Consider the following 11874-nt stretch of genomic DNA (forward strand, 5'->3'; position numbering starts at 1 on the left):
TGAAAAAAAACAGTTGGATTATTAAGGATTACGACAGGAGAATTGGGCGTTATGGAAAAGATTTGGTTCGCTGAATACCAAAAGACAGGGATTCCAGAAACTGTAGAATTACCCGCAGAAAATACCTCATTGGTCGATATTTTTGAGCGTAATTTTCAGAAGTTTGGCTCAAGAGATGCCTTTATCTTCATGGATAAAGTCTTAACTTTTAAAGAACTTGATGAAGCAAGCCGTAAATTTGCAACCTATTTGCAAAGTTTAGGTTTGGCACAAGGTTCACGCGTTGCAGTTATGATGCCTAACGTTCTTCAATATCCTGTTGTTGCATTAGGTGTATTCCGTGCTGGACTGGTATTGGTCAACGTGAATCCATTGTATACCTCTCGTGAGCTTGAACATCAATTAAATGACTCTGGTTCAGAGGCATTGGTTATCATTGAAAACTTTGCATCTGTTTACCAAGCGATTATTGGTAAAACCCCAGTAAAACATGTGATCGTGGCATCTGTGGGTGACATGCTTGGTACGCTGAAAGGCACATTGGTTAACTTTGTATTACGTTCAGTACGTAAACAAATTCCAGCTTGGAACATTCCAGGTCATATTCGCTTTAATGCAGCAATGTCTAAAGTGAGTGCAAACAATTACAAACGTCCAAACTTAACTCTAAGTGATACTGCAGTACTTCAATATACTGGTGGTACAACTGGCGTATCTAAAGGCGCAGAATTAACACATCGTAACCTTGTGTCAAACATGTTGCAGTGTGATGGTATTTTCCAAAGTAAATTTGGTCAGCAAGATGGTCAGCCAGATGATCGTATCTTCTGTGCATTACCGCTGTATCACATCTTTGCATTTATGGTGTGTGCACTTTACGGCATGTACAAAGGTCAGGCGAACGTATTGATTCCTAACCCGCGTGACCTACCTGCGGTAATGAAAGAATTACGTAAATACCAACCTTCATTCTTTCCAGCAGTGAACACTTTGTTTAATGCTTTGGTGAACAATGAAGAGTTCAAGCAACTTGACCACAGTAAGCTAAAAATGGCGATGGGTGGTGGTATGGCAGTACTTCCTTCGACTGCAGAAGCGTGGAAGAAAGTTACCGGTACCAATATCATCGAAGGTTATGGTTTATCAGAAACTTCACCTGTTGCAACTGCAAACCCTCCAGCATCAATGGAATTCAGCGGTACGATTGGTATTCCATTGCCACTGACTGAAGTTGCTATTTTAGATGATGATGGCAATGAAGTTGCTCAAGGTGAGCAAGGTGAAATTTCGATTCGTGGTCCTCAAGTCATGAAAGGCTATTGGAACCGTCCAGATGAAACTGCCAAAGTAATGACGGCGGACGGTTTCTTCCGTACTGGTGACATTGGTGTCATGGATCCACGCGGTTATGTGAAGATTGTAGACCGTAAAAAAGACATGATTTTGGTATCGGGTTTCAACGTTTATCCTTCTGAAATTGAAGAAGTTGTTGCAAAACATCCAAAAGTACTAGAAGTTGCTGCGATTGGTGTTCCTGATGAAAAATCAGGTGAAGTACCTAAATTATTCGTTGTGAAAAAAGATCCATCTTTAACGACTGAAGAAGTTTTGGCATTCGCAAAAGAAAACTTAACTGGCTATAAACGCCCACGTTATGTTGAATTTATGGATGAATTACCAAAATCGAATGTTGGTAAGATTCTACGTAAAGATTTGCGTAAAACAGCATAATATAATGCATAAAAAAAGCGCCTTCGGGCGCTTTTTTTATCGCTTTTAATTTAGATCATTAAAGCTTGCCTTTATTCATCGACCAGCGATCAAAGTAGCGACGTCCTACACCAAAAACACCTAAGAAAATAAACATCGCGCCGAACTGACGACTAAAGCCAGATTGGTTATAGCTGCCATAGGTTAAAATATTGTCGACTAAACAATATAGGGCAATGACAATGACCCAATGCCAAAGGGGAAGTTGCTTGATGGAAACTGCATAGAATGCAATCCACATGATGACAAAGCTGAAAACAGTCGACCATACATTTAAGTTGGCACAGATCACAGCAAGTAAAAATGCAGTCACAGGAATGACAATTTTTAAAACACGATCGACGCGAAGCTGATGGCGTTTTTGCTCTTCAAGAACTTCAAATAATTGATCTTGATCAGAAGTACTCATAGAGGATCCTTTCATCTGCCGATTATAAAAACACTATATTTAACAAAAATTATTCACGAAATGCCATGGTATTATAGCAGCCATAAAAATCTTCCTGAGAAAAAACACATGCACAGCATCAGTGGGATCATCTATCTCATTTTGGCCGCTTGTTTATTGCCATATGTATTTACATTTATTGCGAAGCGAGCTGCAGGTTTTAAGTCGAGTGATAATCAAAATCCACGTGAAGTTTTAGCGCGCTCTACAGGATTGGCGAGCCGCGCACATGCAGTGCAGCAAAATAGTTTTGAAAGTTTACCTTTATTTATTGCGGCTATTCTAATGGCTGAATACATGGTGATTCATCAACAATACATCATGACCTTTGGGATTGCCTATCTCGTTTTACGCGTTATTTATGGGCTATGTTATTTAGCGAATTGGGCAACTTTACGTTCAATCATTTGGACCTTGTCGATGTTATGCCCAATTTGCCTGATGTTATTGGTCATTAAATTAAGCTAAATGTTCAGCTTGATGATTAAATTATCAGCATGATCGCTAAAATCACAAAAAAAGCGATAAAACCGTTATAATTGTGCCGGATTAAAAGATTTAACTTTGTTTAAAGAGTGATGCTATGAGCTACAGCAATATCCCAGCGGGTAAAGATGCACCAAACGACATCTATGTCATTATTGAAATTCCTGCAAATGCAGCACCAATCAAATACGAAATCGATAAAGATTCTGATGCGTTATTTGTAGACCGTTTCATGGGTACTGCAATGTTCTACCCAGCGAACTATGGTTATGTTCCAAATACATTATCTTTGGATGGTGACCCACTAGACGTACTTGTGGTAACTCCACATCCAGTAGAGCCAGGTTCTGTAATTCGTTGCCGTCCTGTTGGTAAATTGAACATGGAAGATGACGGTGGTGTTGACGCAAAACTCGTTGCTGTTCCACACGACAAATTGACTCCGCTTTATAAAGATGTTCAAGAATATACAGATCTTCCAGCATTATTGATCAATCAAATTGAACATTTCTTCCAACACTACAAAGACTTAGAGCCTGGTAAATGGGTTAAGTTAAGTGGTTGGGAAGGTGCTGATGTTGCGAAACAAGAAGTACTTAGCTCAATTGAAGCTTACAAAGCTGCGAACAAATAATATTGTTTTAAGCTGAGCATCGTTTTTATATGAAAACGATGCTCATAAAAAAACCTGCACACTGTGCAGGTTTTTTTTCGCTATCTTAGAGTAGCTGCGAAATTAAAATAATTTCACAGGGATGTCTAAGAATACACGTAATTCATTGGTGTCAGCCATATATACGTCATTGTATGCTTGGTCTGCACGGTAGTGTGAATAACGTAAACGAAGGCTAGCATCTTTAGCAAAACCTGATTGAACAGTGTATTTCACTTGGTTAAAGAATTCGCTTTCTTTAGCATCGTCTGATGTCTCTACACCATCTTTAATAGTTTTGATATCCCAACCGTATACATAAGCAGTCGTCCAATTTAAACCTGGCACGCCGTAATCAGCAAAGTTTAAGTTGTATTGAACTTGTGCCGATTTCTCATGGTTACCAATAAAGTCAGAAAGGTAAGAGTTGGCTACATAAATAGATTGCGCACCGTCAGCATTGCTACCATAGTCATAACCTGTGTTACCAGTGTTTTGTTGGTAAGCCAGCATGACTGAGTGAGCGCCTTGATTTAATGTACCTGCCAATGACCATAGATTATTGCTTCGGCCATCTACATTTGTAGCACCAAGTGATGAAGAAGAGGTTGAAGCGGCTTTGTCCCATTCTGTGTGATAACCACTAAAGTCTAAATTTAAAGAGCGTTTTTCAGCTAACGGAATAGTGTAATTAGCATTAATGTAATGACGATCCAACGCATTTTTGCTATCTAAGCCATAGTAAGATGCATTAAGTTGGTCGTTAAACTTATATTTTGCACCCCAAACCACAGCACGATCTAGATCGTTACCGTCAGAATTAATTTGGTCTGAATATTGGTTTTTAGTGAATTTACCAGCAATAACTTCTAGATTTTCAACTTCATGGCTTGTCGCTAAAACGCCTGTGAAGTATTCAGGTACCATACGTGCTGTATTAGATGCAAGCACTGGAATATCAAGAACTTGGGTACCGTATTCAACAGTAGTATTTGATACTCGAGCTTTAACACTTGCGCCACCACGTGCCCAGTGATCATACGCTGAGCCGTCGTTATGTTGTGGAATCATGCCATTACCAGCATGTTTATTTTCACCGATTTTAAAAGAACCATCGCCTACAACATTGGCACCAAAGCCAACAACACCTTGAGTGAAGCCTGACTCTAATTTCACAATTGCTGATTGTGCAAAAGAACTTGTATCGTCACCGCGATTTACATCTTGTTTATCGCGTTTGATGTAACCTGTACGAAACAATACAGAGCCTTCGGCATCTTCCACAAAGCCTTTAGATTCACTTTGTTCGCTAGCAAAAGCAGTAGAAATAAGAGCAGCGTTTACTAATACTGCAAGTGTTAGTTGTTGAGCTTTAAGCATTGGGAGAGAGCCTCATGCAAATTTGGTTAATATGTAGTGCGATTGTATATTTTTTCTTAAAAAAATCACTATTTTTAATGCGCTTATTACACTAAAGTTAGAAAACATTCAGATCATCGGTCAATCTGTAATAAGCAAATATTTCGTATGTTATTGTTGTTTAACAAATAGTTTATTTAAATTGAATATATATTAAGCTAAAGAGAAGTTTATTCATTGCTTATCATAAAAAAATATAAAAAATGGTAAAAACTTTCATTTAACTTGCTGAATTATCATCACTCTTTGCGACAAATTGTGCCGAATCTAAATTCGTATTTTGATCAAAAAGTATATCAATGGTTGAGGTACATGGCATCTATGTTCAGGCAAAGTAAGCACTGTTGGCGTGTTTTTTGTAAATAGAGAATGACTTTTAGCGAAGTCGTCAGAAATGTTTTCCTTAAAATCTAGCTCAATAAAAGATGATAATAATCGTGATAAATACATATAAATGAATGCATTAAATCATTGTTAAAGACTGGAACACGATAAAAGATATTTTATGAATCAAAAGCTTAGTTTTTACTGTTTTATATAATCTTACCTTTGTTTTTAAATGATTTAATTGATCAAAATAAGAAAAAAGGGGCTATACAGTGCGGTAAAATCGATTAAAATCGGCGCTAAATTTTACTTAACCCAATCCACGATCGATCCGATGTGGGGACTAAACATGATTCAATTTTATAAAAAAGCAATTTTAAGTATTTTAGTGACCCTAGGTACTGTCCCTGCATTTGCAGAACAAACTGAACAAGCCACAACGGCACAAGGGAATTGGTCTGGAAGTTTAGGCGTGGTAAACAAATATGTGTACCGTGCGAGTGAAGAAAATGATCAAGCGGCATTACAAGCCGGACTTGAATATGCACACAACAGTGGGCTGTTCGCGGGCTATTGGGGGTCTACACTCAACTATGACCCTACGGACGAAAGTCAGTCACATGGTTTTGAACATGATTTCTATGTCGGATATGGACGTGAACTGAATGAAGATTGGAGCTATAAGTCACAAGTGATGGCTTATGTCTATCAAGGTGGCGGTTCAGTTTATAACGATGACCGCTCTGAAAAGCGTCGCACAACGGGCATCGAATTTATTCAGGACATAAGTTATAAAGATTTAACTGCAAGCATGGCTGTATTGTTGTCTGATGTTAATTATGGCAACGCAGGAGATGTATATCTGAATGCTGCTTATAGCTATGCATTACCTTATGATGTTTCATTAAATTCATCGCTTGGTGTTTCTGTTTTTAATGACAGTCGTGATGACAGCCTATTAACAACCACAGAAGATGTGGTGTTCACTGAAGCACGTTTAGGCTTGAGTAAACCGATTGCTGATACTGGATTTGAAATTGCTGCTGACTATGTATGGGGCGGTAAAGATCGTGAAGGCGAGCAATTAGATGATAACGTTGTGGTTGGATTGACCTATTCTTTCTAACATTAACGAGTTGATCGTATTCGGTCATATTCTTGAAAGTGCATAATGGTGATTGTGCACTTTTTTTATGCATTTTTGAGATCGGTGTTGAAAAAATATACTCAAAAAAGCGCATTTTTAAAATCCTGTTACAACTATCAACCTGAAGATTTAAATAATCTAAATAGATGAAAATCTGCATTCTAAAATAAATTAAAGAGAAAAAAGGTCAAACAGGATAATTAAAAAATAATAAATAAAAACAGTAATATATTGGTTTTTGATAAACCAAAATGGTGGCTTTTATAAAAAAAATATGCGCTTATTTTTAAACATGGCACAGCGCTTGCTAATACCTCATTGAGTTCAACGAAATAACCAAAAAATACGTCGTCGCACGATGTGGGGGAACAAACCATGAAATTTGCACTTAAAGCTTTATCAATCGCTGTACTAGGAGCAGCATCGACGTTTACTTTTGCTGAAGCACCTGCTTCTGAGCATTCTGTATCCGGAAATATCGGCGTACTGTCTAGCTATAATTTACGTGGTATTACGAATGTGCCTGAAAATAGCGGCGCAACTATTCAAGGTGGTTTGGACTATAGCCATGCGTCAGGCTTCTATGTAGGTTACTGGGGTTCAACCTTAGATTATGCACTTGGTGAAGAAGGGCGTGATTCTTTTGAACATGACTTTTATGCAGGTTATAACGGCAAAATTACTGAAGATTTAGGTTATACCGTCGGTGGTACGTATTATTACTACTATGAATCGGATGTTGATTCCGATGGTTTCGAAACTCTCTTAGGATTGAACTACAAAGACTTTAGCGTAACTGCGCAAACCTTAACTCAAAATACGACTTGGGGTAACAAGGGCGATACGTATATCTTAGGTAGCTACAGCTATGCATTGCCAAAAGATTTCACCCTAAATACTTCATTGGGCCTATATGCATATGGTGATGATGACGAATTTGTAGAAACCACTGAAGACTTTGGCTTCCGTCATTTTACAGCAGGTTTAAGCCATCCATTGGGTGACACCGGTGCGAGCGTAAATATGGATTATATTGTGGGTGGTTATGACCGTCTGGATGAAAAACAAAAGAATAAAGTCGTATTTGGCTTGAAATACGAATTCTAATGTTAAAAAGCATTAAAAAATGGCGACCTAGGGTCGCCATTTGTTTAAGCATTGAGCTGGCTTCGATAGGACAGTGCTTCAGAAACGTGCTGAGCTTGAATATGTTCACTTTGAGCCAAGTCGGCAATGGTTCTGGCAACACGTAATACCCGATGATAAGCACGTGCAGATAAATTCATTCGCTGCTGGGCTAACTGTAAAATATTCTGTGCAGTAGCATCCAAAACCGCCTGTTGCTCCAATTGCGTCGGCGTGAGCGCCATATTGGATTTTTGCTGACGCTCTATTTGTAACTCATAAGCTTGTATAACACGATGCCTAACCACACTTGAACTTTCAACCTCTTGCGAACTTTGTAATTCATGCGCTGCCAGTGGCGGGACATCTATATGTAAGTCAATTCGATCTAATAATGGACCTGAAATACGGTTTTGATAGCGTTTAATACTTTCAGCACTACATTGACAGCGGCTGTCTTGGTTAAAGGCATAGCCACATGGACAAGGATTCATCGCCGCAATCAGTTGAAAATTTGCAGGGAAGGTGATTTGACGAGAAGCGCGTGAAATCACAATTTCTTTGGATTCGAGTGGTTGCCGTAACACCTCCAACACCTTTCGATCAAATTCAGGCAGCTCATCTAAAAATAAAACTCCTAAATGTGCCAAGGTGATTTCACCCGGTTTAGGATTTGATCCTCCACCGACGAGGGCAATCGCAGATGCGGTATGGTGTGGCGCACGAAATGGACGCTGCCCAAAATGATGATTTGCACCTGCAATGGAATAAATACTCGCGACTTGCAAATTTTCTTGCATATCTAAGGGGGGCAGAATACTGGGCAAACGCGAGGCGAGTAGAGTTTTGCCTGTGCCCGGTGGACCCCGAAATAGTAGAGAATGACCGCCAGCCGCTGCAATTTCTAAAGCACGACGTGGTCTGAGTTGACCTTTCACATCAGATAAATCAAAAGGGTAACTGAGTTGATTGGCTGACGATGTCGATGGATGGCTACTGATTAAGGCTGAACGACTTAAATGTTCACACACATCCTTAAGATGCTGCGCAGGAAAGACTTGGAACTCCGGCAGTTGCGCCGCTTCATCGGCATTGAGTGCCGGTAGAATCAGATGATGCCCGATATGCTGACAGGCAATGGCTATACTTAAGATGCCACTGACAGGTCGTAAATAACCATCAAGTGCCAATTCTCCAATAAATTCAAAACCATCTGCTGCATTTTCAGGAAGTTGTCCCGACGCGATCAGAATCCCTAAAGCTATGGCGAGATCTAAACGTGAACCATCTTTCGGTAAATCTGCGGGTGCAAGATTAATGGTCAGACGTTTGGTTGGGAACTGAAAGCCGCTATTAATAATCGCAGAGCGGACACGGTCTTTACTTTCACGGACGGCGGCCTCAGGTAGGCCAACAATGGTCAATGAAGGCAGACCTTGGCTGACATGGACTTCAACTTCAATTTGGGGTGCATTTAAGCCGAGCAAACCCCGAGTATAGATTTTGGCAAAAGACATATTATTGTTCCGTTATGGTGCATTATTTTTAATCGTTATGCGTCTTTTGTTGCACTAAAAAGGTGCTTATTTTTTGTTCTGAATTTTTTGTTCGAGTTCTTCGACGTGTTTCAACAATTCATTTAAACGTAAATTGGCATTATTCAGTGCAGTACGTTGGCGTTCGATTTCTTCTTTCGACACGAGATCCATTTTGCTCACAGCTTCATTGAGTAAGCTGCGAAGATTATGTTCGACGTCTTTTTTCGGCTGATCAATTTGTTCTAATATCGCTTGTAATAAGGTTTCAATCATTGTTTAGACCATCCTCAGTGATTTGGTGGCAGCAGTTTAACATCGCCACATTCATGACCATAGTGCTTTCATTTAAATATGCGTTTAATCGATCAGTAAAATCGTAATTCTTCTAGTAAAAACGTCTATTTTTATAAGCATACGCAAGATTATCCGTATAAAATAGGTTATAAAGAAATCTCATGCTGGGCTGACTATTTTCCCCCGACTGTAGTCATATTGGCATGAAAATTGAACATAAAACCTTACAGGTGAAATAAGCCGAAGGAAAACAAAACATGAAGCTCGTAACTGCAATTGTAAAACCTTTTAAATTAGATGACGTGCGTGAAGCACTCTCTGAAAATGGTGTTCAAGGGATCACTGTCACTGAAGTTAAAGGCTTCGGTCGTCAGAAAGGTCACACTGAACTTTATCGTGGTGCTGAATATGTGGTTGATTTCTTACCAAAAGTAAAAATCGAAATCGCAATCAGTGATGAAATGGTCGATACCGTAATTGAATCAATTACTCGTGTTGCAAGCACAGGAAAAATTGGCGACGGTAAAATTTTTGTAAGCAATCTGGAACAAGTCATCCGTATCCGTACTGGTGAAACAGGTGCAGATGCCGTTTAAAAAATTGGCATGAAGTTTGCTGAGTAGCTAATAACTCAGAAAATCAGGTCGGGGGATACGAATGAAAAAGATGCTAATTGCACTCGGCTTGTCCAGTGCACTTTTAGGTGGTTCTGTTGCGTGGGCTGAAGAAAGCGCAACAGCACCTACAGAAGAAGTCACAGTAGTTGATACTGTAAATACAACAACGCTAAATACAACAGAAGCTGCAGTTCCAGTTGAAGCAGCGCCAGCACCTGCAGAAGAAGAGCCTAAGCTCGATACAGGTGATACAGCATGGATTTTAGTGTCCACTGCTCTTGTTTTACTCATGACAATTCCCGGTTTAGCATTATTTTACGGCGGTATGGTCCGTAAGAAAAATGTACTCAGCACCATGGCACACAGTTTCGTTGCGGCAGGTGTCGTGAGCTTAACGTGGGTGATTGTGGGTTATACCTTAGCATTTGGTGAAGGTAATGCCTTTATCGGTAGCTTAGACAAATTTATGTTATCGGGCATCACCACAGAAGCCTTGTCCGGTACGATTCCAGAGATTCTTTTTGTTATTTTCCAAATGACATTTGCCATCATTACCGTTGCCATTATTAGCGGTTCGATTGCAGAACGTATGAAATTCGGTGCTTTTGTTGCTTTTATCGCAATTTGGAGTGTCGTGGTTTATGCACCAATTACCCACTGGGTATGGGGCGGTGGTTGGTTAGGAAACGACGGTGCGCTTGATTTTGCGGGTGGTACGGTTGTTCACATCAACTCAGGTGTTGCGGGTCTTGTTGCAGCGTACATGCTTGGTAAACGTATGGGGCTTGGTCGTGAATCTATGGCGCCACATAATCTAACGTTAACCGTCATCGGTGCAAGCCTTGTATGGGTAGGTTGGTTCGGTTTCAACGGTGGTTCTGCACTGGGTGCAAATGGTTCAGCTGGTTATGCATTGGTGGTAACACAAGTTGCAGCAGCGGCAGCAGCAGTGGCATGGTTAATTACTGAAAAAGTGGTTCGTGGTAAAGCGTCTGTCTTGGGCGGTGCTTCTGGTGCGGTAGCTGGTCTTGTGGTGATTACACCTGCGGCTGGTTTCGTAACCGTTGGCGGCGCTCTAGCGATGGGTCTGATCGGTGGTGTGGTTTGCTTCTGGGGTATTACTGCGCTGAAACGTGCGTTGAAAGCGGATGACTCTTTGGATGCGTTTGGTCTACATGGTGTCGGTGGTATCGTGGGTGCGATCCTTACAGCATTCTTTGCCAGCGAATTCATCATGGGTGATAAAGCACCGAGCAACTTAATGCATCAATTATGGGTTCAAGTCGAAGGTGTACTAGCGACTATTGCTTACTCAGCTGTGATGACATTCATTATCTTGAAAGTGATTGATCTAGTGATTGGCATCCGTGTTGAAGCTGATGACGAACGTATGGGTCTAGACTTAAGTCAACATGGTGAACGTGTAGAATAATAAGATCACAGTAAATCAATATATTGTGTAAAACAGCCCGAAAGGGCTGTTTTTTTTCCATATCTAGCGTAAAGCTCTACAAATTTCAAAATTTTTGCTACACTCTAAATCCATTCGGATTTGTTCAATTTAACCGCTATGCATTGTCCATTTTGCAACGCTGAAGACAGTAAAGTGATTGACTCACGTCTTGCTGCTGAAGGCTGTCAGATACGCCGCCGCCGTGAATGTATTAGTTGCGGTGAACGTTTTACAACTTTTGAAAGCTATGAAGTGGTGATGCCGCGTGTCATCAAGTCGGATTCAAAGAGTGAACCTTTTGATGAAGCCAAGCTCCGCCGCTCGCTGATGCATGCCTTGCAAAAGCGTCCAGTAACGCAAGAGCAAATTGAAACGGTACTCAGTGATATTCAATTGCAAATTCGCCGTTTGGGTGAACGTGATGTGAAATCACGCACCATTGGTGAAATTGTCATGCAGTCATTGTTCGCTTTAGATCATGTGGCTTATGTACGTTTTGCTTCTGTGTACCAAGACTTCCAAGATGTAGAAGCTTTTCGTCGTCAAATTGAACAAATGCAGCAGCGTGAGCACTAATGCACATCTGCCTCCATTTTTA

General features: G+C 40.3%; 12 protein-coding genes. 8 read left to right on the plus strand and 4 right to left on the minus strand.

Going from position 1 to position 11874, the window contains the following annotated elements:
- Positions 1-51 precede the first annotated feature (51 nt).
- Complete coding sequence (locus FTU02_RS08125; protein ID WP_078189472.1) at positions 52-1731, plus strand: long-chain-fatty-acid--CoA ligase; 1680 nt, start codon at positions 52-54, stop codon at positions 1729-1731.
- Positions 1732-1789: 58 nt separating this feature from the next.
- Here the strand turns inward: FTU02_RS08125 and FTU02_RS08130 are convergent, their stop codons facing one another.
- Positions 1790-2179 carry a hypothetical protein gene (locus FTU02_RS08130; RefSeq protein ID WP_078189471.1) on the minus strand — a complete coding sequence of 130 codons (390 nt, stop codon included), beginning with the start codon at positions 2177-2179 and terminating at the stop codon, positions 1790-1792.
- Between the two features lie 108 nt (positions 2180-2287).
- Here FTU02_RS08130 and FTU02_RS08135 point away from each other — a divergent pair, with 108 nt between their 5' ends.
- Together FTU02_RS08135 and ppa are read left to right on the plus strand one after the other, a co-directional pair.
- Positions 2288-2686, plus strand: coding sequence for an MAPEG family protein (locus FTU02_RS08135; protein ID WP_078189470.1), 399 nt, complete (start codon positions 2288-2290; stop codon positions 2684-2686).
- Between the two features lie 115 nt (positions 2687-2801).
- Positions 2802-3338, plus strand: a complete 537-nt coding sequence (gene ppa / locus FTU02_RS08140; RefSeq protein WP_078189469.1) for an inorganic diphosphatase — start codon at positions 2802-2804, stop codon at positions 3336-3338.
- A 102-nt stretch (positions 3339-3440) separates the two neighbouring features.
- On the opposite strand, the gene FTU02_RS08145 is transcribed toward ppa, so the two are convergent.
- Positions 3441-4736 (minus strand): OprD family outer membrane porin, encoded by a 1296-nt coding sequence (locus FTU02_RS08145; RefSeq protein WP_180156671.1) that lies wholly within the window; start codon positions 4734-4736, stop codon positions 3441-3443.
- 715 nt (positions 4737-5451) lie between these two features.
- Between FTU02_RS08145 and FTU02_RS08150 the strand changes: the two genes are divergently transcribed.
- Together FTU02_RS08150 and FTU02_RS08155 are read left to right on the plus strand one after the other, a co-directional pair.
- The gene (locus FTU02_RS08150; RefSeq protein WP_180156673.1) at positions 5452-6228 is read left to right on the plus strand and encodes a TorF family putative porin; all 777 of its coding nucleotides are present in this window, start codon (positions 5452-5454) and stop codon (positions 6226-6228) included.
- A 396-nt stretch (positions 6229-6624) separates the two neighbouring features.
- Complete coding sequence (locus tag FTU02_RS08155) at positions 6625-7356, plus strand: TorF family putative porin (protein WP_180156675.1); 732 nt, start codon at positions 6625-6627, stop codon at positions 7354-7356.
- A gap of 44 nt (positions 7357-7400) precedes the next feature.
- On the opposite strand, the gene FTU02_RS08160 is transcribed toward FTU02_RS08155, so the two are convergent.
- Positions 7401-8891 (minus strand): YifB family Mg chelatase-like AAA ATPase, encoded by a 1491-nt coding sequence (locus FTU02_RS08160; RefSeq protein ID WP_078192601.1) that lies wholly within the window; start codon positions 8889-8891, stop codon positions 7401-7403.
- 66 nt (positions 8892-8957) lie between these two features.
- Positions 8958-9185 carry an accessory factor UbiK family protein gene (locus FTU02_RS08165; protein WP_078189551.1) on the minus strand — a complete coding sequence of 76 codons (228 nt, stop codon included), beginning with the start codon at positions 9183-9185 and terminating at the stop codon, positions 8958-8960.
- Positions 9186-9463: 278 nt separating this feature from the next.
- Between FTU02_RS08165 and glnK the strand changes: the two genes are divergently transcribed.
- The 3 genes from glnK to nrdR all read left to right on the plus strand — a co-directional run bounded on the left by glnK (position 9464) and on the right by nrdR (position 11852).
- Positions 9464-9802, plus strand: coding sequence for a P-II family nitrogen regulator (glnK, locus tag FTU02_RS08170; protein ID WP_067763174.1), 339 nt, complete (start codon positions 9464-9466; stop codon positions 9800-9802).
- A gap of 61 nt (positions 9803-9863) precedes the next feature.
- On the plus strand, positions 9864-11255 hold the full coding sequence (locus tag FTU02_RS08175) for an ammonium transporter (protein ID WP_180156677.1): 1392 nt from the start codon (positions 9864-9866) through the stop codon (positions 11253-11255).
- A gap of 138 nt (positions 11256-11393) precedes the next feature.
- Positions 11394-11852 carry a transcriptional regulator NrdR gene (nrdR, locus tag FTU02_RS08180; protein ID WP_067763170.1) on the plus strand — a complete coding sequence of 153 codons (459 nt, stop codon included), beginning with the start codon at positions 11394-11396 and terminating at the stop codon, positions 11850-11852.
- Positions 11853-11874 lie beyond the last annotated feature (22 nt).

The organism is Acinetobacter sp. YH12045 (assembly GCF_013419925.1).
GTDB classification, from domain to species: Bacteria; Pseudomonadota; Gammaproteobacteria; order Pseudomonadales; family Moraxellaceae; genus Acinetobacter; species Acinetobacter amyesii.

What these genes read in the sequence shown, in the direction of transcription:
- FTU02_RS08125 (WP_078189472.1), top strand. Translation starts at nt 52, where the DNA reads ATGGAAAAGATTTGGTTCGCTGAATACCAAAAGACAGGGATTCCAGAA.
- FTU02_RS08130 (WP_078189471.1), bottom strand. Translation starts at nt 2,179, where the DNA reads ATGAGTACTTCTGATCAAGATCAATTATTTGAAGTTCTTGAAGAGCAA.
- FTU02_RS08135 (WP_078189470.1), top strand. Translation starts at nt 2,288, where the DNA reads ATGCACAGCATCAGTGGGATCATCTATCTCATTTTGGCCGCTTGTTTA.
- ppa (WP_078189469.1), top strand. Translation starts at nt 2,802, where the DNA reads ATGAGCTACAGCAATATCCCAGCGGGTAAAGATGCACCAAACGACATC.
- FTU02_RS08145 (WP_180156671.1), bottom strand. Translation starts at nt 4,736, where the DNA reads ATGCTTAAAGCTCAACAACTAACACTTGCAGTATTAGTAAACGCTGCT.
- FTU02_RS08150 (WP_180156673.1), top strand. Translation starts at nt 5,452, where the DNA reads ATGATTCAATTTTATAAAAAAGCAATTTTAAGTATTTTAGTGACCCTA.
- FTU02_RS08155 (WP_180156675.1), top strand. Translation starts at nt 6,625, where the DNA reads ATGAAATTTGCACTTAAAGCTTTATCAATCGCTGTACTAGGAGCAGCA.
- FTU02_RS08160 (WP_078192601.1), bottom strand. Translation starts at nt 8,891, where the DNA reads ATGTCTTTTGCCAAAATCTATACTCGGGGTTTGCTCGGCTTAAATGCA.
- FTU02_RS08165 (WP_078189551.1), bottom strand. Translation starts at nt 9,185, where the DNA reads ATGATTGAAACCTTATTACAAGCGATATTAGAACAAATTGATCAGCCG.
- glnK (WP_067763174.1), top strand. Translation starts at nt 9,464, where the DNA reads ATGAAGCTCGTAACTGCAATTGTAAAACCTTTTAAATTAGATGACGTG.
- FTU02_RS08175 (WP_180156677.1), top strand. Translation starts at nt 9,864, where the DNA reads ATGAAAAAGATGCTAATTGCACTCGGCTTGTCCAGTGCACTTTTAGGT.
- nrdR (WP_067763170.1), top strand. Translation starts at nt 11,394, where the DNA reads ATGCATTGTCCATTTTGCAACGCTGAAGACAGTAAAGTGATTGACTCA.